General features: G+C 57.0%; 22 protein-coding genes, 1 tRNA gene and 1 pseudogene. 12 read left to right on the top strand and 12 right to left on the bottom strand.

All coding sequences use genetic code 11. From position 1 onward, the window contains the following. Nucleotides 1-30 precede the first annotated feature (30 nt). Nucleotides 31-2,628, top strand: coding sequence for an aconitate hydratase AcnA (acnA, locus tag AC2TDA_RS02660; RefSeq protein ID WP_480878723.1), 2,598 nt, complete (start codon nt 31-33; stop codon nt 2,626-2,628). A 554-nt stretch (nt 2,629-3,182) separates the two neighbouring features. On the opposite strand, the gene AC2TDA_RS02655 is transcribed toward acnA, so the two are convergent. After that, nucleotides 3,183-4,070, bottom strand: coding sequence for a c-type cytochrome (locus AC2TDA_RS02655; protein ID WP_480878722.1), 888 nt, complete (start codon nt 4,068-4,070; stop codon nt 3,183-3,185). A 13-nt stretch (nt 4,071-4,083) separates the two neighbouring features. Continuing rightward, complete coding sequence (locus AC2TDA_RS02650; protein ID WP_480846508.1) at nt 4,084-4,551, bottom strand: c-type cytochrome; 468 nt, start codon at nt 4,549-4,551, stop codon at nt 4,084-4,086. 86 nt (nt 4,552-4,637) lie between these two features. Here AC2TDA_RS02650 and AC2TDA_RS02645 point away from each other — a divergent pair. After that, nucleotides 4,638-4,802, top strand: a pseudogene (locus AC2TDA_RS02645) (helix-turn-helix domain-containing protein); the annotation flags it as partial. A gap of 90 nt (nt 4,803-4,892) precedes the next feature. Then, nucleotides 4,893-5,483: a LysR substrate-binding domain-containing protein gene (locus tag AC2TDA_RS02640; protein WP_480878964.1), complete on the top strand. Its 591-nt coding sequence runs from the start codon at nt 4,893-4,895 to the stop codon at nt 5,481-5,483. A gap of 181 nt (nt 5,484-5,664) precedes the next feature. Here the strand turns inward: AC2TDA_RS02640 and AC2TDA_RS02635 are convergent, their stop codons facing one another. Further along, complete coding sequence (locus tag AC2TDA_RS02635) at nt 5,665-6,048, bottom strand: Rap1a family protein (RefSeq protein WP_480878721.1); 384 nt, start codon at nt 6,046-6,048, stop codon at nt 5,665-5,667. A gap of 522 nt (nt 6,049-6,570) precedes the next feature. Next, nucleotides 6,571-6,660, bottom strand: a tRNA-Ser gene (locus AC2TDA_RS02630). A 205-nt stretch (nt 6,661-6,865) separates the two neighbouring features. On the opposite strand from AC2TDA_RS02630, the gene AC2TDA_RS02625 reads away from it, so the two are divergent. The 8 genes from AC2TDA_RS02625 (at nt 6,866) to AC2TDA_RS02590 (ending at nt 14,485) form a co-directional block, all read left to right on the top strand. After that, entirely contained in the window at nt 6,866-8,188 is a 1,323-nt protein-coding gene (locus AC2TDA_RS02625; protein WP_480878720.1) for an SPOR domain-containing protein, read from the top strand. A gap of 17 nt (nt 8,189-8,205) precedes the next feature. Next, the gene (locus tag AC2TDA_RS02620) at nt 8,206-9,372 is read left to right on the top strand and encodes a D-alanyl-D-alanine carboxypeptidase family protein (RefSeq protein WP_480846503.1); all 1,167 of its coding nucleotides are present in this window, start codon (nt 8,206-8,208) and stop codon (nt 9,370-9,372) included. Further along, on the top strand, nt 9,369-10,010 hold the full coding sequence (tmk, locus tag AC2TDA_RS02615) for a dTMP kinase (RefSeq protein ID WP_480878718.1): 642 nt from the start codon (nt 9,369-9,371) through the stop codon (nt 10,008-10,010). The genes AC2TDA_RS02620 and tmk overlap by 4 nt, the downstream gene beginning before the upstream one ends. Then, nucleotides 10,003-11,124, top strand: coding sequence for a DNA polymerase III subunit delta' (locus tag AC2TDA_RS02610; RefSeq protein ID WP_480878717.1), 1,122 nt, complete (start codon nt 10,003-10,005; stop codon nt 11,122-11,124). The genes tmk and AC2TDA_RS02610 overlap by 8 nt, the downstream gene beginning before the upstream one ends. Further along, nucleotides 11,121-11,927, top strand: coding sequence for a TatD family hydrolase (locus tag AC2TDA_RS02605; RefSeq protein ID WP_480846499.1), 807 nt, complete (start codon nt 11,121-11,123; stop codon nt 11,925-11,927). The genes AC2TDA_RS02610 and AC2TDA_RS02605 overlap by 4 nt, the downstream gene beginning before the upstream one ends. Then, nucleotides 11,924-12,721: an MBL fold metallo-hydrolase gene (locus AC2TDA_RS02600; protein WP_480846497.1), complete on the top strand. Its 798-nt coding sequence runs from the start codon at nt 11,924-11,926 to the stop codon at nt 12,719-12,721. The genes AC2TDA_RS02605 and AC2TDA_RS02600 overlap by 4 nt, the downstream gene beginning before the upstream one ends. A 59-nt stretch (nt 12,722-12,780) precedes the next feature. Then, complete coding sequence (locus tag AC2TDA_RS02595) at nt 12,781-13,713, top strand: AEC family transporter (protein WP_480878716.1); 933 nt, start codon at nt 12,781-12,783, stop codon at nt 13,711-13,713. A gap of 76 nt (nt 13,714-13,789) precedes the next feature. Then, the gene (locus AC2TDA_RS02590) at nt 13,790-14,485 is read left to right on the top strand and encodes a CbiX/SirB N-terminal domain-containing protein (protein ID WP_480878715.1); all 696 of its coding nucleotides are present in this window, start codon (nt 13,790-13,792) and stop codon (nt 14,483-14,485) included. A gap of 15 nt (nt 14,486-14,500) precedes the next feature. On the opposite strand, the gene AC2TDA_RS02585 is transcribed toward AC2TDA_RS02590, so the two are convergent. The 5 genes from AC2TDA_RS02585 to AC2TDA_RS02565 form a co-directional block, all read right to left on the bottom strand. Further along, nucleotides 14,501-15,493, bottom strand: coding sequence for a diguanylate cyclase domain-containing protein (locus tag AC2TDA_RS02585; protein ID WP_480878714.1), 993 nt, complete (start codon nt 15,491-15,493; stop codon nt 14,501-14,503). Beyond that, the gene (locus AC2TDA_RS02580; protein ID WP_480878713.1) at nt 15,490-16,077 is read right to left on the bottom strand and encodes a heme NO-binding domain-containing protein; all 588 of its coding nucleotides are present in this window, start codon (nt 16,075-16,077) and stop codon (nt 15,490-15,492) included. The genes AC2TDA_RS02585 and AC2TDA_RS02580 overlap by 4 nt, the downstream gene beginning before the upstream one ends. 119 nt (nt 16,078-16,196) lie before the next feature. Further along, nucleotides 16,197-17,756: a trimethylamine methyltransferase family protein gene (locus tag AC2TDA_RS02575; RefSeq protein ID WP_480878712.1), complete on the bottom strand. Its 1,560-nt coding sequence runs from the start codon at nt 17,754-17,756 to the stop codon at nt 16,197-16,199. Between the two features lie 120 nt (nt 17,757-17,876). After that, complete coding sequence (locus AC2TDA_RS02570) at nt 17,877-18,569, bottom strand: HAD family hydrolase (RefSeq protein ID WP_480878711.1); 693 nt, start codon at nt 18,567-18,569, stop codon at nt 17,877-17,879. A gap of 19 nt (nt 18,570-18,588) precedes the next feature. Beyond that, on the bottom strand, nt 18,589-18,873 hold the full coding sequence (locus AC2TDA_RS02565) for a DUF3572 domain-containing protein (protein WP_480846489.1): 285 nt from the start codon (nt 18,871-18,873) through the stop codon (nt 18,589-18,591). A gap of 89 nt (nt 18,874-18,962) precedes the next feature. On the opposite strand from AC2TDA_RS02565, the gene AC2TDA_RS02560 reads away from it, so the two are divergent. Further along, the gene (locus AC2TDA_RS02560; protein ID WP_480878710.1) at nt 18,963-20,363 is read left to right on the top strand and encodes a diguanylate cyclase; all 1,401 of its coding nucleotides are present in this window, start codon (nt 18,963-18,965) and stop codon (nt 20,361-20,363) included. A 7-nt stretch (nt 20,364-20,370) separates the two neighbouring features. Here AC2TDA_RS02560 and AC2TDA_RS02555 read toward each other — a convergent pair whose 3' ends face one another. From AC2TDA_RS02555 to AC2TDA_RS02545, 3 genes are read right to left on the bottom strand one after another with little or no spacing between them, the layout of a single operon-like run. Then, nucleotides 20,371-20,844 carry a periplasmic heavy metal sensor gene (locus AC2TDA_RS02555; RefSeq protein ID WP_480878709.1) on the bottom strand — a complete coding sequence of 158 codons (474 nt, stop codon included), beginning with the start codon at nt 20,842-20,844 and terminating at the stop codon, nt 20,371-20,373. Beyond that, nucleotides 20,841-21,194: a hypothetical protein gene (locus AC2TDA_RS02550; RefSeq protein ID WP_480878708.1), complete on the bottom strand. Its 354-nt coding sequence runs from the start codon at nt 21,192-21,194 to the stop codon at nt 20,841-20,843. Before AC2TDA_RS02550 ends, AC2TDA_RS02555 begins: the two co-directional genes overlap by 4 nt. After that, nucleotides 21,187-21,801 carry an RNA polymerase sigma factor gene (locus AC2TDA_RS02545; RefSeq protein WP_480878707.1) on the bottom strand — a complete coding sequence of 205 codons (615 nt, stop codon included), beginning with the start codon at nt 21,799-21,801 and terminating at the stop codon, nt 21,187-21,189. The genes AC2TDA_RS02550 and AC2TDA_RS02545 overlap by 8 nt, the downstream gene beginning before the upstream one ends. Between the last annotated feature and the right edge of the window lie 6 nt (nt 21,802-21,807).

The following is a 21,807-nucleotide window of genomic DNA, read 5'->3' as shown; positions in this document are numbered from 1 at the left end:
CGGTTCGTCCGGGGGCGCAACGGGGACAAGATGGTTAACACGTTGGAAATCGATGCAAAGGGTCGCCGGCTGACGGTAACTAACTTGCCAAATGTGCTGGGCGACCGTCTAAAGCGGTTGCCCTTTGTGTTACGTCTTCTGGCCGAAAACCACCTGCGCGCAACCAGCCAGTCGGACGCGCTGTTGGGCGCGCTTGATACTTGGCTGGAGGGGCAGCGTGACGGGTTCGAGTTCACGTTCATGCCCAACCGCATCCTGATGCACGACACCACCTGCACGCCCGCGCTGGCGGATATTGCCGGGCTGCGCGATGCGGTGCACGAAGCGGGGGGCGATCCGGCGGTGCTTTCACCGAAGCTGCCGGTCAATGTCTCGGTTGATCATTCGTTGGCGGTGGATCTCTATGCCACGCAGACGGCATTCTCAGCCAATGCCCGCAAAGAATTCGCGCGTAACGGCGAGCGATATGGATTCATGAAATGGGCCTCGCAGAAAATGGATGGGGTCACGGTGCATCCGCCGGGCACCGGGATCATGCACACGATCAACCTTGAACAACTGGCAACGGTGCTTGAGATCGGTGCTGATGGTCGGGCGCATCCCGATATGCTGTTGGGCACTGACAGCCACACGCCGATGATTAACGGCATTGGCGTTCTGGGCTGGGGGATTGGTGGGCTCGAGGCGGAAAGCGTCATTTTCGGCCAAGCCACGACGCTGAGCATGCCCGAAGTCGTGGGCGTGCATCTGACTGGTCAACTGCCCGAGGGCACCATGCCCACAGATCTGGCGCTTGAGGTAACGCACCGGTTGCGGGTGCTCGATGTCACCGGCAGTTTTGTCGAATTCTGCGGCCCCGGCCTGTCCACCCTTTCTGCTGACGCCCGTGCTGTAACCGCCAATATGGCACCGGAATATGGTGCCTCAACCGGGTATTTCCCGGTGGATGGCGAGACCGTCTCCTATCTGAAGCGCACCGCGCGGCCTGGCTGCTTGACCGACAGTATTGAGCCCACCTTCCGCGCAATCGGCCTGTGGTTCAAGCCCAACAGCACACCACGTTTCGACCGGATGATCGAGATTGATCTGTCCACGATTACCCCGACCATTTCCGGCCCCCGCCGCCCGCAGGACACCTGCGCCCCGGCACAGGCCGCCGCCCGGATCGAAGCGGCGCTGGACCGTCCGCTGTCGCGCGCGCCCCGCGCCGAAGACCTGGTGCCCGATGGCGCGGTGGGGATTGCCGCGATCACCAGCTGCACCAATACCTCGGACCCTTACATGATGGTTGCGGCGGGGCTGCTGGCGCGCAAGGCACGGGCACTCGGGCTGACTGTACCGATCTGGGTGAAAACCTCGATGGCGCCGGGCTCGCCCTCGGCACGCGATTACCTGCAACGCGCGGGGTTGATCCCGGATCTGTCCGCGCTGGGTTTTGATGTGGTGGGGCATGGCTGCACCACCTGCATCGGCAACTCCGGTCCCTTGCCCGAGATGATCGAAGCCGCTCTGCAAGACGGCAAAGCAATCAGCGCGATCCTATCGGGAAATCGAAACTTCCCGGGCCGGGTGCACCCGAAACTGGACCTCTGCTTTCTGGCTTCGCCCCCCTTGGTGGTGGCGTATGCGCTGAAGGGCGACATTTTCGGCGACATTCTGTGCGACCCGATCGGTACTGGGGCGGGCGGGCAGTCAGTGTTTCTGCGCGACGTCTGGCCTAATACCTCCGTGATCGCGGCGCTATTGAAGGCCGGCTATCGCAAGACCGATGTGTCCACTGCCTTTGCCGCCGCCGCCGACAATGACGCTTGGAACGGGATCGAGGTCCATGACGGCGCGCGCTTCCCGTGGGAGCCGACCTCGCGCTACCTACGACGGCCGAAATTCACCGCCGAACACCAGCATTCGCGGCTCGGCGATTATCATGCAGCCCCCCTGATGGTACTGGGTGACGACATGACTACCGACCATATCTCGCCCGCAGGGTTGGTGGATCCCGCCAGTCTGGCGGGCGAATGGCTGCGCGCGCGGGGGGGCGACCCCAAGGACATGAATGTCTACGCCGCTTATCGCGGCAACTGGGAGGTCATGCTGCGCGGTCTTTTCACCAATCAACTGGCGGTGAACTACCTGCAAGAGGGGCTGGCCCCAGCTGAGACCATGCTCGAGGACGGGCGCGTTCTGCCCCTGCCGGACGCCGCACAAACCCTGACGGATCAGGGACAGGCTACGATCATTCTGGCTGGTGACCGATATGGCATGGGCTCAAGCCGCGACTGGGCCGCCAAGGGTGTGGCGCTTCTGAACATCCGCGCCGTAGTCGCTAAAAGCTTTGAACGCATTCACCGCACCAACCTGATCGGCATGGGCGTGGCGCCCGTGCAGATCATCGACAGGTTCGACCCCGAGACGGCGGGCATTCGTGCTGGGGATCGCTTCGCCCTGAGCCTGCTGCCCGAGACGCTGGTGCCGGGGATGGTTAAGAACGTGAAGTGGCTGCGCGATGGTGGCGTGCTCGGCGAGATCCGCTGCAAGGCGGCGGTGGGTACCTTTCAAGAGGTCGACTTGCTACGCCACGGCGGTGTCTTGTCGAAGATCCTTGGCCTCACCCTTGAAGACTACAAATAAAACGACCTGCAAAGCCGCTCGACCAGACCCGAATTGCGAACTCTGATAGGTTGATGCGAGATGGAACTGCTTTGCGTGAACGGAGGTAAATCTGCCTAAGACGGCTGCAATTAGAAGTTCTAGTCGAAGGCCCAGCATGAGCTGTCTTTAATAAAACCAATGTCGAATTTTGCGGATTTGTAGCCATTGGCACATTCTGCAGCATTCTGCACTTTGGCTCAAAGCCGGCGTTCTCTACAAATCGCGTTGGTGGCGGCTCACAGCCCAAACCAGACCTTTAAATCCGAGCTTTTCGACGAAGCTAAGCGATTATGTTCTGAACATGCGCTAACCGGCTTCACGGCGGTGCTGCCTCCGCGTGCCGACGGCCTTTGCAAGCATAGGAGTCATTTGCTGCGCTGATCACGTACGGCAGAGATGCGCAGAAAGCTGCGTTACATAAATCCTGGAATGTGACCAGAAGCTGACCTTGGCTCCGCCTATTAGACTAAGGGGAAAGCTCTAGACATTCGATTTACAGCCAGGAAATTGGTTAATCCGACCCGGATGCCAATTCATTGCACGGGAACAGCTTTGAGGTACGCCGCAATTGCCAAACGGTCGTCATCGCTTAAACGCGACGTGTTCTCAATCACTTCAACCATTTCTCCACCGGCGCTGTCGTAGTCCGGAGTGAACCCGGATTTCAGATACTCGGCAATGTCTACCTCGGACCAGTCGAGCTGGTCAGCAGTCAAGCCGGGGATACGTCCCTTTCCGCTTGGATTTGGCGCACCTGTCAGCCACAGATCACGTTTCAAGCCTCCCAAACCATTTCGCGGCGTGTGACATTCAGCGCAGTGCCCAAGTGCTTCGACCAGATAACGACCACGCATCTGTTGGTCGGTCAGTTCGCTCTCAACCACCCAACCAGGCTCTGCGAAGAGCAGTTTCCAGGCCCCCAATCCACGACGAATGTTGAATGGGAAGTCAATTTCATGGGCGTCACTTTCAATGACGACCGCTGGTAGCGTACCGAGAAATGCGCGTAGCGATACGATGTCCTCCGTCGTCATGTTGGCATAGGACGTGTAAGGAAAGGCCGGGTAATAGTGCTGCCCTTTGGGTCCGGTCCCGTGGGTCAGGGCGTTGGCCAAGTCAAAAGCAGACCAAGAGCCAATTCCCGCCTCCGGATCACTGGATATGTTGGGGGCTATGAATGTGCCAAAGTCTGTTTCGAACCGACGTCCGCCGGTGAGTACAAGCTTTTCTTCTCCACTGGCATCAGGGGCAGAGTGGCAGGACGCGCACCCCGCTGAATAGAAAACGGCCTCGCCTCTCTTGAGATCAGGCAAGATCCCGTCCAGTTCAGTCTGGTCGACGCTTTGTGGTCGGGTTAGCACCAAACCGGCCAGCCCGACCAAAAGTGCAGCAGCGGCGGTGAAAGAAACAAAACGCCGCAAAGCTAGTACTCCTTTAGTTTTCCGGTGCTCTGTAAGCTTTGTGACATGCCGAACAGGTTCCGCCGATTTGCCCCATCGCCGCCTTCAGGGCTTCGACATCTTGTCCTGCCGCAGCCTGCATCGCAACAGTCGCGTCGGCATAGGCTTGGCCCTTGGCTCCGACGTCCGGGAAGTTTTCCCAGATCGCGGGCAGAGCGCGCGTGGACGGGTCGGATACATTGTCGGATCCGGCGGGCCACATTGCAGATTGATCGATCTGCGACAGAGCGACCAGATTATTCGCAGCCCGTGTTGCCGCCTCGGCGTCATATTCTGTCTCTCCCTTGGCCATACCGCCAAGAATGGCAAGATTGAAAGCTCTGAGCTGCATAATCGATATTCGTGCTTTGACAGCCGGGTTTTCAATTTCATGAGCGATGGCTGTCCCAATGACAGCTACGGACAAAAAACCTGCTGCGAAGATCGCGGATTTCTTCATCATGGTGTGCCTCCCTGTTCAATACGTCAAAGCATAGCTTGAACGAATTTTCTTGTAATTGTTTGTTATTCGACGTCACTTGTTAATTTATGAACAATGAGAGTTGGGACGATATTCGCTACGTACTCGCTGTCAGCCGGCATGGATCACTGAATGCAGCAGCTGCTGCATTGGGCGTCACACATGCGACGGTCTTACGCAGAGTTGCCTCATTCGAGAGACGAAACGCCTGCCAAGTCTTTCAAAAAAGCCCGTCGGGATACGCAGCGCTCCCCGAAGCCAGGACAGTTCTTTCGGCTATGGAGAGTATTGAAGACGCGGTACTGTCCCTGGGGCGAACAATTGTGGGCGCAAACCGTTCCCCTGCCGGACAAGTACGTATCGCATCCACTGACAGCTTTTGTCAGCTTATTCTGCCTCAGATTCTGAACAAGATTTCTACTCAATACCCTGACTTGGAACTGACCCTGCTCAGTGGTAACAGCCATCACGATCTGACCAGACTAACCGCTGACATCGCAGTGCGCCCGTCGATAAGACTCGAGGAAGGTCTCATCGGAGAATGCGCGGGCGAGCTCTCATTCGGCATCTACAGTGATGGGAAGTCCAACCGAAAGTGGATGAAACTCGATGGGGCCTTGGGATACTCACTTCCGGCAAGATGGTTGGCAGAAAATGTAAAAGCCGATGAGATGACCAACGGCGCAGACAGTTTCCTGGTCCTTCAGCAGATGGCTGCTTCCGGAGCGGGCAAGACGTTTCTGCCCAATTTTGTTGGCGACAGAGATTCTCGTCTGGTGCGCTTGGCCAACGACGTTCCCAATATCAGGGTCCCGCTTTGGGTTGCAACGTTAGAAGAAATTTCTCAGACACCAAGATTTTCTATTGTAAAAAAAGCTCTGATCGACCGGATACAGCAAGCGCTGGCGGAATAGACGTTCAATTTAACAAAACCCGACGTCTGCTTTGCCCATGTTATACTTCAAGAACATATAGTGATTGAGAGTCAGCTTCCGGGTGAGCCGCGGTCGTTGCCTAATTTTGACCGAATGGCGGCTTTGTTGTGCAAAGCTTGAATTGTATATCCGGCCCACTGGGCATCTGGAACGCATTCGATCACGCCGGATCGCAGGGAAATGACTCAATCAAGGCTACTACTAATCCCTGTGTAAACGGCATCGACCACTGATCGGGACTGTCGTCCGCCCCTTTGTAGAACGAATGTACAATGGACTTGTTTGTACCACCCGACCCTACCGTCAGCAGTCCGGCGTAACCGGGAATGTTGCAGTTCTCTCGCATCACCACATAAACGCCGCGAGTGATGCCCAAGCAAAACCCAAGATCACTGTGATCCTTTGCGTCCTCCAATGGTCGGTTTTCATAGTAATTTCGGCAAATCTCCCTACCTTTTCCAACCGTCAGTTCAGAAGATTGATCGGCGATGACTGGCGATGCGAATACTGCGGCGAATAGACCAGTGATGAGTAGGCTTTTCATCAATCACTCTTTAGCTGCTGAACGCACTTCAAGAAACAAGTTGGTTGCTACTATCTGTTTCTCTGACATTGTGAACAACAAGCATTATCTGGGGTGAGCTGTAGCAATCTATTTGGTTTGATGCAGGATTATCTCGGTACGCTCATCAATTTAGAATACAGAAAGCCATTCTGGACACTCACACGAGACGCTACGTCGTCTAAAATCGCGGTTCGTCTTGATGCTTTGGCGCACCCACACACATTTTTCCCACCCGCAAGACATCCGTAATCTACTGTTTTTTACCACATTTCAAGCGGACGGCTTTCCTCAGTGACCTCATTTGTGTCACCTACACGTTAACCGACCTGTGCAAACTTCACATTCACTTGGAGCGCTGCAGGAAGAAGTTTTTTCTTTAATTCGATACGGCGGGATTCTTGGAGCCAATCAGATGGTCTGGGAATTGGAGCGTACACACCAAGCACGGAAATTGCGTTGCAATTCCAGAAAACACGTCGATTTCAATGAGACTGGTGCAGGTGGCGGGGAGACAGGGATTCGAACCCTGGGAACGCTCTCACGTTCAACGGTTTTCAAGACCGCCGCATTCGACCACTCTGCCACCTCCCCGCTTGACGGCAGGGTCTAAGCGCTGTTGCAACCAGAGGCAAGTCATAAAGCGGGGAAATCTTGCCGAAGCGCAACCGCTGGTCTTCCCATGGTTAGTTGGTCGCGTTATGATCCATCGGAAAGACCGCAATAGACCGGACAAAAGATCCGGCTGACAAGCGGTGGGGCTCGGCCAATACGGCCCTTTCAGGCAAGGGATATCGAAATGAATCGAGCGACTGGCAAACGCTATGGGCCATACCGGCTTATTGCTCTGACCGCGGTGATAGCTGCTTTGGCAGGATGTGAAGAAGGGTTGAACTCTTCGGTCGGCGCTGACCAGGAAAAACCTTCCGATACAGCGGACACAGGCGGCGCGATTGAGCTGTTTCCGCAAGCTTCTTCCAGCGGACAGAAGGACGTCGAGGCACCTGAAGTCTTTCAGGTGACCGAAGCCGGGCTTTGGGACGGGCGACCGTCGTTGGGTGGCATATGGGTCGCCCACCCGGACGTGTCTCAACCCGAACGTGTGCGGATCAAAAACACAGCTAACAACAAATCAGTAACCGGAGCCCTGTTCCGGCGCGAACGGAATCTGCCCGGCCCAGCGTTGCAGGTTTCATCGTCGGCTGCCGCCGAACTGGGGATGCTGGCGGGTGCCCCGGCAAGTATTCAAGTGGTGGCTTTGCGCCGCGAAACGATCGCGCCCCCGCCCGTCGAGGACGCACCTAGCGATGATGGCGAAGCGACGGATGGAGAGGCAGATACCGATACAGATGTCGCAGCAGCTGCCGAAGCTGAATCCGAAGAAAAGCCCGCAAAGCTCAAATGGTGGCAGAAAAAGCCGACTGAGGGCGCGGGTGAGACAGCGGCTGGTGCCGCCGTTGCGGGCGCTGCCGCCGGAGCCGCCGTCGCGACAACAACGACCAACGACTCCGAATCGGATCCGGCTGAGGTTGCTGAAACAACTGATGCTGAGGAAAAGCCTGCCAAACGGAAATGGTGGCAGAAGAAAACCGATGACACCGCCAGTGCCGCCGATACTGCCAGTGCCGCAGCGGCTGGAACTGCAACCAGCGCTGCTGCTGTTTCGGCGGCCCAAAGTGACGCGGTAACGACCGCAACTTTAACTGATCCTGAGGTCGCAGCACCTGCCGAGACGCCTGCAAAGCGCAAGTGGTGGCAAAAGAAAGACCCTGACGAAATCACCGAAACGCCGTTGGACCCGATTGCCGGAGCAGCCGCAGCCATAGACGCCGCCGAACCGACAGCCGTTGCCACGACGGCTGCGGCCAGCTCAGCGACCGTGTCGTCGCTCAGCAAACCTTATGTTCAGGTTGGCACGTTCAGCGTCGAGGCCAATGCCAAAAGTGCAGCAGAGAAAGTTCGCAGGAATGGCATGACCCCTGACATTCGTGAACTACAGACCGAAGGAAACACGATCTGGCGTGTGTTGGTCGGCCCCGCAAAGTCCCGGGCTGACCGCAAAGCAATCCTGTCGGATGTAAAAGACCTTGGCTTTACCGACGCGTTTACCGCCAGCAACTGAAAAACAGGAGGCACGTAATGCTGTCCGCTCTGCGATCCACTACTTTGGCCCTCGGGCTGGCCCTTCTGGCGCTGCCCGTCCACGCTTTTGATACACAAGCCCGGGCAGCTTATGTCATGGATCAGAAAACCGGCACAGTTTTGCTATCCAAAGAAGCCGACCAGCCGCTGCCGCCTGCCTCGATGTCCAAACTCATGACACTGTATGTCGCGTTCGAAGCATTGCGCGACGGGCGTTTGACGCTGGATGAAACCCTGCCGGTATCGGAACACGCCATGAGCTATGGCGGCTCGACCATGTTCCTGAACACGCAGGATCGCGTCCGGGTCGAAGATCTGCTGCGTGGCATTATCGTTCTGTCCGGCAATGACGCCTGCGTGGTCATCGCCGAAGCACTGAGCCCCGACGGGACCGAAGCAGGATTCGCCCGTTACATGACCCAGCGCGCGCAGCAAATGGGTATGAACAACTCGAACTTTGCCAATTCTAACGGGTGGCCAGCTGCTGGTCATATGATGTCCGTGCATGATCTGGCCGTTCTGGCAAACCGGTTGATCTCGGACTTTCCCGAGTACTATCCCTTGTTTGCGGAAGAAACGTTCGAGTTTGACGGCCGCGCGCCCTCGAATGCGCGCAATCGAAACCCGCTTCTGAAACTGGATATCGGCGCGGACGGCCTGAAAACCGGCCATACTCAGGAGGCCGGATACGGGCTGGTCGGGTCGGCCAAACAGGGTGACCGCCGGGTGATCTTTGTCCTCTCGGGGCTCGACAGCACCGCCCGCCGCGCAGAGGAGGCTGAGGCCGTGGTTAACTGGTCGTTTCGAAATTTTGTCGAGAGGACAGTTGCCAACGCGGAAGAGCCGATAGCACAGGGCAAAGTCTGGATGGGCGCGGAAAAAACCGTGGGGCTGGTGCCGCAAGAAGACCTGACCCTGTTGTTCCCCGTTCTGGGCGCGAAGGACATTGAAGCCGAAGTAGTCTATGAGGGGCCGATCAATGCCCCCGTCCGAAAAGGGCAGCAGCTGGCCGAGCTGGTTATCCAGCCCGAGGGTCTGCCAGAAATCCGCCGCCCGCTGGTTGCGGCACAGGATGTGGAACTGGGTGGATTTGTCATTCGCATGATGACTGTAGGTGGTATCGTACTGAAGGACGTCATCAACAACCCATTGGAATCGATGTGACGCAAGCTGGGTTGTTTCTGACCTTCGAAGGCATTGACGGTTCCGGCAAGTCCACGCAGGCTCGGATGCTGGCCGAGCATCTTCGGAACGCGGGTCATCCAGTGGTTCTGACCCGCGAACCCGGCGGTTCCGCCGGAGCCGAAGAAATACGCGACCTCGTTCTGCAGGGCGATCCTGATCGTTGGTCCGCTGAAACCGAGATTCTCCTGTTCACCGCTGCCCGTCGTGACCATCTGGAGCGCACGATTGAACCTGCCCTGGCCGAAGGGAAGATTGTGATCTGCGACCGTTTTGCTGACAGCACCCGAATGTACCAGGGCCTGTCACGCGGGGATTTGCGCGGGCTGGTGGATCAATTGCACAACCTGATGATCGGACGCGAGCCGGATCTGACATTGCTGATCGATATGGACCCAAAAATCGGTCTGTCTCGTGCCAAAGGTCGACAGGGTGCAGAAGAAAGGTTCGAGGATTTCGGACCGGCATTGCAACAACAGATGCGCGCCGGGTTCTTGGCGCTGGCTAACGAGTTTGCCAACCGGTTCCGCGTGGTCGACGGCAATCGGGACATGGACAGCGTCGCGCAGGATGTGACACAAATCGTCACCACAGCCTTGCGACAGACAGTTCATGAGTGACGACACCCCTTCCCCGGATCAAGCACCCGGCGCGCCACATCCGCGCGAAACCCAACGCATCGTCGGCCAAGATGCGGCCGAACATGCGTTTCTGACGGCTTATAACTCGGATCGACTACATCACGGCTGGCTTCTGACCGGGCCGCGTGGCGTCGGAAAGGCGACACTTGCGTGGCGCATAGCTCGATTTTTACTGGCGACACCGCCATCGGATGATGGAGGCCTTTTCGGGGCACCGCCGCCGCCTCAGACGCTGGATATTGACCCGGACCACCCGGTTTCGCACCGCATTCAGGCCGGGGCCGAACCGGGGTTGGCGGCGATCACAAGGTCACTCAACGATCAGGGTCGCCTAAGGGGCGAGATTGTGGTGGACGACATTCGCAAGCTCGGTCGGTTTTTTGGCCTGTCATCAGCGGATGGCGGTCGGCGTATCGTGATCGTCGATTCTGCGGATGAGATGAATGTCAGCGCCGCGAACGCGCTGCTGAAAATGCTCGAGGAACCACCGGCACGCACGACTTTGTTACTGGTTTCGCATCAACCCTCGCGCCTGTTGCCAACAATTCGGTCGCGTTGCCGTACTTTGCGACTATCTCCGCTTGATAGCAACGATATGCAGACAGCTCTGGCTCAGACTGGTACCGACTTGCCGGACCGAACCGATCATCTGGCGGCATTGGCCGCAGGTTCCGTGGGCGATGCGGTAAGGTTGATCAACTTGGGCGGGCTTGAGATATACACCGAACTGATCGCAATTCTGGGCACCCTGCCCCGTCTGGATCGACAACGCGCGCTAGCCCTTGCCGAGGCCGCCGCCCAGCGCGGGGCAGCCGAACGGTTCGAACTGCTGTTAACGCTGATCGACGTGGCCCTGTCCCGGTTGGCGTTGACCGGAGCGACCGGCGCGGCCCCTGTCCCCGAGGCTGCCCCCAACGAGGCCAAAACTCTGGCACGCCTCTCTGCCACGCCGCATCAGGCAAGGCACTGGGCCGAGGTCGCTGCCACGATCACAGCCCGCGCGCGACATGGTCAGGCGGTGAACCTTGACCCTGCCGCTCTGGTCCTAGATACGGTGTTCAAGATACAGGAAACCGCCGGTCAGAGCAGATGAACACCACCCCAGAAATCACTGACAGCCATTGCCATCTGGACTTCCCGGATTTCGAAGGGCAGCTGGATCAAATCGTTGACCGCGCTGTCGAGGCCGGTGTGACCCGCATGGTGACCATCTGCACTAGGCTGCGTAACGAACCCTCCGTCCGGGCCATCGCCGAAGCCCACGCCCCAGTGTTCTACGCCGCTGGCACCCATCCAATGAGCGCCGCGGATGAGCCTATGGTCACGGTCGATGAACTTGTCGCGCTGGCCCGGCATCCGAAATTTGTCGGCATCGGCGAAACCGGGCTGGATTATCACTATACCGCCGAGTCCGCGTCGGTGCAGAAACAGTCGCTTCGTGTGCATATCGAAGCCGCTCAGCGCACGGGATTACCGCTTATCATCCACGCCCGCGCTGCGGACGATGATATGGCCCGTATTCTGGCGGAGGAACACAAGATCGCGTCCTATTCCTGCGTCATGCATTGCTTTTCGTCCTCCGCCGATCTGGCGCGAGCGGCGCTTGATCTGGGTTTCTACCTGTCCATGTCAGGCATCGCGGCGTTTCCAAAAAGTCAGGAACTGCGCGACATCTTTTCCAACGCTCCGGTCGATCGCATACTCGTTGAAACCGACGCCCCTTATCTGGCCCCGCCACCCTTTCGCGGCAAACGGAATGAACCCGCCTTCACCGCCCACACTGCCCGTAAAGGTGCCGAAGTGTTCGGCCTCGATTATCCTGAATTTGCGGCGCAGACGCAGGCCAATTTCGACCGGCTGTTCGCCAAGGCCGCATCATACAAGGCCGCCGCATGAACGAGTTGCGGTGTACTATTCTGGGCTGCGGTTCATCCGGCGGTGTGCCCCGACTTGGTGGGCATTGGGGCGAATGCGACCCCGAGAACCCGAAAAATATCCGCCGCCGCTGTTCGATGCTGGTTGAACGGGACGGACCGGATGGCACCACAACGGTCCTAATCGACACCTCACCAGACATGCGCAGCCAGTTATTGGATACCGGTACTGGACGTTTGGATGGCGTCGTCTACACGCATGCCCATGCCGATCATACGAACGGTATCGACGACCTGCGCATGATCGTCTTCAACATGAAGACGCGCGTGCCGGTCTGGGCGGATGGCGACACTCAGAACCAGCTGCTGGCACGGTTCGGCTATGCCTTTGTGCAGCCCGAAGGCTCTCCCTATCCGCCAATTCTGGATCTGAAGTCCTTGGATGGCCCATTTGAGATAAACGGTCCTGGCGGGCCTATCCCGTTTCACCCGATCAAGGTCAAACACGGCTCAATCGATGCGCTTGGGTTTAAGATGGGCAACCTCGTTTATCTTCCCGATGTTTCCGATATTTATGATGAAGCTTGGGCTGACCTCACAGGTCTGGATACTTTGGTCATCGACGCCTTGCGCCGCTCTCCTCATCCAACCCACGCACATCTGGAAAAAACGTTGGAGTGGATCGAGCGCCTTCGACCCAAACAGGCCGTGTTGACCAATATGCATATCGATCTGGACTATGCGGCGGTGGCGGCGGAAACCGCTGACCACATCACTCCTGCGCATGATGGCCTCGTGCTCCGGCAGGCGCTGTAAGCCGCTGTTTCGCAAGGATGAAGTATTTCCATTAGTGTCCTCAAAGATAAGGCAATGACATGCTTCAAAACCTGATCAACGTCATTTTGCCTGTCTTCCTTGTGATCGGTGCAGGATATGTCTCGACCCGTGTGGGATATTTCAAAGAATCTCACATTGATGGGCTGATGAAGTTTACGCAGGGCTTTGCCATCCCCTGCCTATTGTTTCTCGCCATCTCTCACCTTGACCTAAGCGCCAGCTTCGACCCTCGCCTTCTGCTCAGCTTTTACTCGGCTGCCGGTCTGTGCTTTGTCGCTGGAATTCTCGGTGCACGCCTGATTTTTGGCCGCGAGTGGGAAGATTGCGTGGCTATTGGTTTTTGTTGCCTGTTTTCCAACTCTGTTTTGCTGGGACTGCCCATCACGGAACGCGCCTACGGGCCTGAAAGCCTGACCGGTAACTATGCGATCCTCGCTATCCATTCCCCGTTTTGCTACGGCCTTGGGATCACCGTTATGGAAGTGATCCGCAACAGAGGCCATAGTGGTACGCAAATGGCCCGGTCGGTCCTGACGGTCATGTTCAAAAACGCGCTGATATTGGGTATCGCCCTTGGATTTGCCGTTAACCTGTCCGGGATCGGAATACCTGAAGTCGTAGACGAGGCCCTTGGGTTAGTGACCCGGGCCGCCCTACCCGGCGCCCTGTTCGCGCTTGGAGGTGTTCTGGTCATGTACCGGCCTGAAGGTGATTTGCGGGCTATCATGTTTGTTTGCTGCGTCGCTTTGGTTCTGCATCCAAGCCTCGTCTGGTTGCTGGGCTCGGCCTTCGCACTTCCGCAAGACCTGTTCCGTTCCGGCGTGTTGACGGCGGCAATGGCTCCGGGATTCAACGCCTACATCTTTGCCAACATATACGATCGAGCGAAGCGGGTCGCGGCTTCGTCCGTTTTGATTGGTACCGCCGTCTCAACCATGACAGTCTGGATGTGGCTGACCCTGCTTGGATGACACTAATCTGTTTCCCACATTGACTCTGCCCCCTAAGGCGACATCTATCGCAGGATAAACCGCCGGAGCCCCAAATATGCCGCACGCCGTTATTGTCGCCCATGGTCAACCATCGGACCCAGCTCCGGCTGAGGCGAGTTTGGAGGCTTTTGCTGGAAAGGTCGACGCATTGACGGCTCAGGTGTCGGTTCACTCCGCAACTCTGGCATTGCCTGGCGCCCTTGAAACCTGTCTGGACAGATTACCAGAGGACACGGCAATTTATCCTTTGTTCATGGCCCGGGGATGGTTTGTCACCAGCGCCCTGCCGAAGCGGATTGGATCAAGGCCGGTCAGGATACTTGATCCCTTGGGAGTTGACCCAGATTTGCCGACCCTTGTCGCAAGCGCGCTTCAAAGCGCAATGGAGGATCATGGCTGGTCGCCAGAAGAGACCGATCTCGTCCTGGCGGCACACGGTTCTGGGCGCAGCCGGAACCCTGCTGCTGTTGCCATGGATTTTGCAGAGAAGTTGAAGCACCTGATCACTTTTAGCAGAATCCGCGTGGGGTTTGTAGAACAGCCGCCCTCGATATCCGAAGCCGCATCGGGCGTTGGGGCTAAAGCAATCTGTCTCCCGTTTTTTGCATGTACCGGCGGGCATGTCCTCGAAGACATCCCCTCGGAACTGGCGCGTGCGAATTTCACTGGGCTGATCATGCCGGCAGTTGGCGAATTGCCAACGATCCAAAAGCAGATCGCGGACAAACTGACCGATAGCGTAAAATTCTGATTTGCAGTGGAGGTTCTATTGCCGAGCTTCCGACGGCTCGGAATACAGGCAATGGCATGACCGCCCGTTCCTCTTTGCAGAATAAAGTGCAAGGTCAGCTGCATGCAGCAGTTCGGCTGCTGTGGGGTTCTCGAACTGAGTTGACAAGGCAGTACCGATACTGGCCGAAACTGAGCACGTTGCACCTTCGAATGACATAGGCACGCGCAGTTTTTCGATTAACCGCCCAGCTATACCGCGCAGCTGTGCACAGTCCAGCAGGCCCTTGAATATCAAAACAAACTCGTCCCCGCCAATGCGTGCAACCGTATCATCGCTGCGGGTTTCCTCGAGCATAATTCGCGCGGCTTCCTGCAGCACGAAATCACCCGCTGCATGGCCCAGCTTGTCATTCACCGACTTGAAGTAGTCCAGATCCAGATGCATCAGTGCAAAGCGCGACTTTGTTGAAATCAGCTGTCCCAGAATATGATCCATGGCCCGACGGTTTTTGAGCCCGGTCAATGTGTCAGTATAGGCCTGCTCTTCAGCGGCTAGCATGGCCCCCTGCAATCGCAGATTCAGCGAGCGTGACGCCTCCATCGCGGCGGATTTGGCCTCAACCAGATAGAGCAGTTCGATCGCGAAATCGGTGCCCGAAAAATCTGCACTGGTCAGGGCGTAATCTCGCACCGCGTCCAGAATTGAAATCCCGAATGACAGGTTGATTACAGCCCCGCCAGAATTCGGCAATGGAGCTATCAAACCCTTTAGGGCCGTACACGGTTCATCCCGAAACTTGAGATGCAATTTTCCACCTGCTGTGGCCATCAATGCGGGCATGGTGGTCACGGATCGCGGCCGGACCAGCTCGAAGAGGTCCAGAAATTCCATGCCTGCCATCGGCTGTTTAGGTCGCAATTTCTGTAATGTCGGCCCGACCTGTTCGATTTTTCCGGTTTCGTCGACCAGCACAAACATCGGGCACAGAGTTTCCAGAAGTGTCGCAAGCTCGACCGTCTTCATCATGATTTGCGCGCTCCCAGATCGAAGCGGCGACCTGCGGCGAATGCACTTTCCACCAAAGTTATGGTAATCACTTCAACTTCACCGTGGCATCCGTCGTGGGTCAGCATGACCAGTGCGCCATAGTCGTCGGCCATCGCTCGCAATACCCCGGTCATGACGCTGGAGTAACCCGGAAGACCAGGAAAACAGCACAATGTGTATTCCGCTGGTGAGTTCTCCGTCAGTTCCAGCGCCGGCAATTCCAGATCTGAGACCGCGAGCCTGACACGATCGGGTAAATCGTCCAGAGAGTGCAGAAAATCAACGTAGGTGACACCGCCAAATCGCAGAAGCCGGCGCAGATCCTCCATATTGGGATGTGAGACCAGGTAAGTTCCCAAATCCTCCAGAAACTCTGCCCGCGGGCGATTCAGATTGGCGCACAACGCATCAAGAACACGCGTTGATATGTCGACGTCATATACCAGCATCGCCTCAAACTCTGAAAACCCGAGTCCTGCCTTTTCGGTTGCACGCAGCCAGCAGGGGCGCCCGTACGTAGCGCAGACGAAAGATTGTATCGCCCTGTTGATCAGACCGTGCATGGTTCGCCCCTAATTGGCTTGCCACTCGATCTGATCTCAAAAATCTTAACAAACACCCAAGATTCCCAGGCAAATGCTGCAAATGCTACCCTGTTTCACTCCGGTACTTTCATCACCGTTCAGAAATCGGTGGGCGCGCCACCTTCGGCTTTGCGGCGAGCAACGAAATCGGCCAGTTCTTCGCGGATACCATCGTCGATTGGAGGCGCCTCAAAGCTCCCGATGATCTCTTTGAACATGTGATGCGCACGTTCGGCGGTCCAGATACCACCGGCAGCTTCCCATCCTTCGTAGTTTTTCCAGTCACTCAGAAATGGCTGGTAGAACGCAGTGCTGTATCGATCCTGCGTGTGTTGGATGCCGAAGAAATGGCCATCGTTACCGACCGAACGGATAGCATCCAGAGCGATCTCGTCCGGACCGGTCGCAACCAACTCAGGGTCCATATACCTTTGTATTTGCTGAAGGACTTCACAATCCATGATAAACTTTTCAGGGCTGGCGATCAGCCCGCCTTCCAGCCAGCCAGCGGCGTGGTAAACCATATTGGTTCCAGACTGCACTGCCGCCCAAAGGGAATTCGACGTCTCCCAGACCGATTGACCGTCAGGTACGTTGGCAGCGCAAACGCCAGACGAACGCATGGGCAAGCCATAAAAACGGGCCATCTGCCCGGTCATCTGGGTCGAGCGCATATACTCGGGTGTCCCGAAGGCAGGCGCACCCGATTTCATATCCACATTGGACGTGAAGGTTCCAACGGCACAGGGGATACTCGGGCGTACATATTGAAACAAAGCAATCGCACACAGCGACTCGGCCAAAGACTGCGCGACTGCCCCAGCCATCGTCACCGGTGCCATCGCGCCTGCCAAGGTAAAGGGAGTCACGACAATTGCCTGGCCGCGCCGCGCCAGGCGAAGACAGCCGTCAATCATGGGATGATCATGCTTCAGCGGCGAGGTCGAGTTGATATTTGTGTACAGGCGCGGTGAAGCCTCGAATTCTTCGTGACTCAACCCACCGGCGATGCGCACCATCTCCATGACATCTTCGACACGCTCCTTGCCAAGCGAGTAGGCATGCATGGCCTTGTCGGTTAAGGTCAGCTTGTCATACAGCACATCCAGGTGACGGATGCTGGCGTGGATATCAACGGGCTCGACCGGATAACCGCCAGCAAAGTGGATACAGTTGAAATACTGAGTCAGCTTCAGAAGGTCCTGGCACATCCGGCGATTGCCGGGAACCTTCTTGCCGATCTCCATGTCCCAGTAATTGGGAGGAGAAGAAACGTTTCCGAACAACATGTTGCGGCCACCGATTGTAATTTGACGATCCGGATTACGCGGTGTGATCGTAAAGCTCGACGGTGCTTTGGCCACCATCTCCATCACGAAATCACGGCCCATACGAACATTGTCACCGTCGATCGTGCACCCTGCTTCGCGCAAAATACCGATGGCCTCTTCATTGTAGAATTCGATGCCAATCTCTTCAAGAATACGCATCGCGCCATCGTGGATGGCTTCGATCCCCTCGGGGCCCAGAGGTTCAGTCGGCCGGTCAGTGTTGACCGGTGGATTCCACGGCATCTGTTCGATCACGGTGGTGCCACGTCGGGCAGCCGCTCCAGCGCGGCCACCACCGCGGCGCCGAGAAGTCTTTGTGTCGGCCATTGTGTCCTCCGGCTCCTGCTTTTTTACAAGCAAGCCCCGAAGAATGGCGGCTGGCCGCTCTAAATGCGACAGGCTTTGTCGTTTTTGTGGCTCAAAGCGACGATATTCAATGCCGTGACGTTAATGGGCGGACAACCAGCCGGGTATGTGCCCGATATCCGGCAGCACCACATCAGCCAATGGCTCCAGCGTTTCGGCTGGGGCAAGTCCGGTCAGAACTCCGATCGTGACCATACCTGCTGCCTTTCCAGCCTCAAGATCGTGGCGGCTGTCCCCAACCATGGCTATGCGCGCAGGGTCGATATCCACGTGATTGGCAAAAGCCAGCAACTGTCCGGGTCCGGGTTTGAACCCATGCCCGCTGTCGTAGCCGGCAACAAAATCGAAATGGTCCTGAATCCCAACCGAAGCCAAATGCTCGAGCGTGGGCATCTCGGCATCGTTGGTGGCAACCCCAAGCTTCATACCTGCACTGCGCAATCCTTCAAGAAATGGCGCCAGCGGAACAGCGGGAACCTGTCGCGACCCGGCGGATGCATTGTTGAGGATGTCCACGATCTGCGGATGGGAATGATTTTCCAGGTGGGGAACCAAAACTTCTGCAATCTCATCAACAGTTTGTGCGATGACTACACTATCGGTCTCATATCGTTCCTCGACGATATCAAAACCGATAGCACGCCCGATTTCTGCCGCCCTTTCCTGGTTTCCATCGGCCAGCGACAGCACTACTGTCCGTCCGAACGCACCCCATGTTGCAGCAAATTCAAAAAGTGTGCCGTCCTTGTCGAACACGAGGGCGTCAATTGGCATGGCTGAAATCTCCTGCAGATTAGGTCCAATGCATCTCCGATTCCCCGGACAAAATCGCACGGGCCTGCCCCGGAAGATCATAGGGAACGGATTTGGCGTCACAAAAAGCGATCACCCACGAATCGTCAAGCACCAGAAAATCAAGAACGGATGTCAAGAACTCTGCCTCTCCTGCTCGATCTCGCAGATCTTGTACCGAAGCCCCTGTTGCACCCAGAAAAACCGGCAACAGTTCGTCATTTTCTACAAGCCAAGTCAGGACATTAAGGGCAAGCGTTTCGGCAGAATTGGCAGAGATCGGCATTAATTGGTCTCGGATTGGAACATGGAAAGGGTTTGTTAACCAGAGTCATAAACACTTTGGCAACACGCGCAATCTAACGGTGAATGGCTATGTCCGTGCAAGGTACCGTACTTGTTCTCGACGGGGTTTCGACCAATCGAATCATGCTCAAGGTCCAGTTGACCGCAGCTTGGTATCAGGTCGTTCAAGGTGAGAAGTTGGATGGCTTGGCGGCGCTGTTGCGACGAACACGGCCCGATTTGGTGCTGACCGCGCACAGCCTGCCAGACGGAACTGCTGTAGACGTCAAAAAACTGATGATGAAGAATCCGGCGCTGGTGGATGTACCTATTGTCGCTATTGTGCCGCAAAACGACAAGGCGGCGCGGCTTCAGGCGCTAGCGGATGGTATGGACGATGTACTTGCACACCCGTTCAAGGATACCCTGCTTTTGGCCCGCGTGCGCAGCCTGTTGCGGGCCCGTGCCGATCGGCAGGACATGCGGTTCAAAGGCGATCCGCAATCCGTCGGATTTGGCGAACCGGCGGCATCACTGATCGCTCCTCCTACGGCTGCCCGAGTTGCGGTTCTTGCCCAAACCGCCCAAGTTGGCGCCCTGTGGCGCAACGCGTTGGCCGACGGGGCCCGTCACGACATTGCATGCCATACCCAACCAAATCTGCACAGTGTACTTTCCGGAGCGACCCCAGATGCGATCGTCGTTGAACTTGGAGCCGATGCCACAGGGCTGAACGTCCTGGCAGATCTTCGATCCCGGGGGGGCACCCGCCACACTGTACTGATCGGTGTTCTGAAGGATCACAACGCCAGCCTCGCCGCCGAGGCTTTGGATCGGGGAGCCAATGCAATTTGTATGGGCGGTTTCAGCGCGGAAGAAATCTCGCTTCGGCTTGATGCGCTGATTGCACGCAAAACGCGTGACGACCGTTTACGCGCCTCGATGCGCGAAGGGCTAATTGAATCCCTGACAGATCCTTTAACCGGCCTGCATAACCGACGCTATGCTATGCGCGCCATGGACCAGATATCGAACCGATCACTCCAGTCCGGGCAAAGTTTTGCTGTCATGTTAGCAGACCTGGACCATTTCAAATCCATCAATGACCGATTTGGACATGCCGGCGGCGATCTTGTTCTGGTCGAGGTCGCGAATAGACTGCAATCCACCCTTGGCAATGCTGGCTTTGTGGCCCGCATAGGTGGAGAGGAATTCATGGTCGGTCTGCCGGACACCTCACAAGAGCAGGCATTGCGGCTGGCCGACGTGATCCGTGATTGTGTCAGCAGCGAACCGTTCCACCTGCCCAACAATCCGGCGTCGATACCGATTACGATCAGCGTGGGTATTAAAATTTGTGAGCCACCAGAATTGACTTGGCAGAACGATGCTGATCCGGTCGGGCATGTGATCCGTTCCGCAGATCAGGCGCTTTATGCCGCAAAACAAGCCGGGCGCAATCAGGTTAGAACCCGTAAAAGCGCAGCGTGACTGGAATTTAGTGATCCTTCTTCTTCCGGTGCGGGCCCCGCTTTACCACGTCTTCCAACTTTTCGGCGTATACCAGACGATCTTCATCGCTCATCGCTGTCACACGGGCCAACCATTCCTGATGCAGTGCATCCTGCAAGTCAGCCGTCACCTGTGCTTGTTGCTCCAGCAAAACCTCAACCGCAGCCGGATCAAAGGGCACGGTGCGCAACGCGGAACTCAGAGCGCCAAAGTCCTGAGTCCGTGAGTGCGAGCCTTTGCTGCGCATCGCTGACAACTGCCCCCGTAACGCCTTCTTGTCAGCTTTGGGCAAAGCGTAATACAGCGCGGGGCCGAAACCTGGTGGAATTCGTGCCTTATCACCGCCTTTGAACCGCAAAGCGGTACCAAGCACAACGCCAACAACCAGCAGGTTTACCGCCAGAGAAAGCACAAGAAGGATCGGCATCCATCTGCGCTTGGGTGCAGGGTTGTCACTCATTCCGTATCCTCCAGATAGTCCACTTCCAAATTCAGGTCGGCCACCAGAAAAGTCGTCTCTTGCGAGAGCAGATAGTTCGCGGGGTCAGGCAGAAACGCCGGCGCCGAAAACCCGATCCAAACACCGGCAGCGCTGGCGGCTGCAAGCCCGCTAAATCCGCGCCAGCCTCCGATATTGTCCAACGCCCGTCGCCAGATCGACCGCGCAGGCCGTGTTGAAGGCGCAAGACGCTGTAACCGCACAGCCTCGGCATCGGTTTCGATCCGAACCGCCAGAGCATCAGGCAGCTTCGGACGATGCTCACGGGCCTGAGCAAACAGATGATTCAGTTCGTCGTCGTGTTCAGCCATTTTCGTACCCCAGTTCATCTCGTCGCCCTGCCAAAATCGCGGCCAAGGAGCGTTTCCCGCGCGCCGTCAGGCTCTCGACCGCTTCGACCGAAATCCCCATGATCCCAGCGATTTCCGGGTTGGGTAATTCTTCGATATGCCGAAGCACCACAGCCTGACGTTGCCGATCGGGCAATTGCTCCAACGCGACTTGCAGAGCATCCTTGCGCGCGGTGTCCTGCATGCGATCAACGACGCTCGCCGTTGTATCGATTGGTTCGAGCCCATCCTCGAGCGTATCCGGTCGTTTCTTGCGCCGCAGGTCCACGCACAGGTTCAACGTCACACGATACAGCCACGTGGAAACCTGCGCCTGTCCCGGCACCCAGTCCGGGGCCATTTGCCACAACCGCATCATCGCCTCCTGAGTGACATCTTCGGCCTCGGCCGCGTTTCCCAGCATCCGCAGTGCAACGGAATAACTTCGCGGTCCCAGCCGATCCGTCAGCAAGCGGGCCGCCGAGGCGTCACCATTGGAAAACCGGCCCAGCAATTCTGCGTCGCTGAGCCGCCGCACGGCAGTAAGATCGCCGTGCGCATGGGGCGGATAGGAGGTCAGGTCCTCCATCCTGCA

The organism is Ruegeria sp. HKCCD6426, assembly GCF_057221115.1.
Note: the sequence above shows the minus strand (reverse complement) of the source record. Positions and strands in the feature narration are given on the sequence as shown.

Bases quoted from the DNA above. Each gene is read 5' to 3' on its own strand.
- acnA (WP_480878723.1), top strand. From the start codon at position 31: ATGGTTAACACGTTGGAAATCGATGCAAAGGGTCGCCGGCTGACGGTA.
- AC2TDA_RS02650 (WP_480846508.1), bottom strand. From the start codon at position 4,551: ATGATGAAGAAATCCGCGATCTTCGCAGCAGGTTTTTTGTCCGTAGCT.
- AC2TDA_RS02635 (WP_480878721.1), bottom strand. From the start codon at position 6,048: ATGAAAAGCCTACTCATCACTGGTCTATTCGCCGCAGTATTCGCATCG.
- AC2TDA_RS02625 (WP_480878720.1), top strand. From the start codon at position 6,866: ATGAATCGAGCGACTGGCAAACGCTATGGGCCATACCGGCTTATTGCT.
- AC2TDA_RS02620 (WP_480846503.1), top strand. From the start codon at position 8,206: ATGCTGTCCGCTCTGCGATCCACTACTTTGGCCCTCGGGCTGGCCCTT.
- AC2TDA_RS02610 (WP_480878717.1), top strand. From the start codon at position 10,003: ATGAGTGACGACACCCCTTCCCCGGATCAAGCACCCGGCGCGCCACAT.
- AC2TDA_RS02605 (WP_480846499.1), top strand. From the start codon at position 11,121: ATGAACACCACCCCAGAAATCACTGACAGCCATTGCCATCTGGACTTC.
- AC2TDA_RS02600 (WP_480846497.1), top strand. From the start codon at position 11,924: ATGAACGAGTTGCGGTGTACTATTCTGGGCTGCGGTTCATCCGGCGGT.
- AC2TDA_RS02595 (WP_480878716.1), top strand. From the start codon at position 12,781: ATGCTTCAAAACCTGATCAACGTCATTTTGCCTGTCTTCCTTGTGATC.
- AC2TDA_RS02590 (WP_480878715.1), top strand. From the start codon at position 13,790: ATGCCGCACGCCGTTATTGTCGCCCATGGTCAACCATCGGACCCAGCT.
- AC2TDA_RS02585 (WP_480878714.1), bottom strand. From the start codon at position 15,493: ATGATGAAGACGGTCGAGCTTGCGACACTTCTGGAAACTCTGTGCCCG.
- AC2TDA_RS02580 (WP_480878713.1), bottom strand. From the start codon at position 16,077: ATGCACGGTCTGATCAACAGGGCGATACAATCTTTCGTCTGCGCTACG.
- AC2TDA_RS02575 (WP_480878712.1), bottom strand. From the start codon at position 17,756: ATGGCCGACACAAAGACTTCTCGGCGCCGCGGTGGTGGCCGCGCTGGA.
- AC2TDA_RS02570 (WP_480878711.1), bottom strand. From the start codon at position 18,569: ATGCCAATTGACGCCCTCGTGTTCGACAAGGACGGCACACTTTTTGAA.
- AC2TDA_RS02565 (WP_480846489.1), bottom strand. From the start codon at position 18,873: ATGCCGATCTCTGCCAATTCTGCCGAAACGCTTGCCCTTAATGTCCTG.
- AC2TDA_RS02560 (WP_480878710.1), top strand. From the start codon at position 18,963: ATGTCCGTGCAAGGTACCGTACTTGTTCTCGACGGGGTTTCGACCAAT.
- AC2TDA_RS02555 (WP_480878709.1), bottom strand. From the start codon at position 20,844: ATGAGTGACAACCCTGCACCCAAGCGCAGATGGATGCCGATCCTTCTT.
- AC2TDA_RS02550 (WP_480878708.1), bottom strand. From the start codon at position 21,194: ATGGCTGAACACGACGACGAACTGAATCATCTGTTTGCTCAGGCCCGT.
- AC2TDA_RS02545 (WP_480878707.1), bottom strand. From the start codon at position 21,801: ATGGAGGACCTGACCTCCTATCCGCCCCATGCGCACGGCGATCTTACT.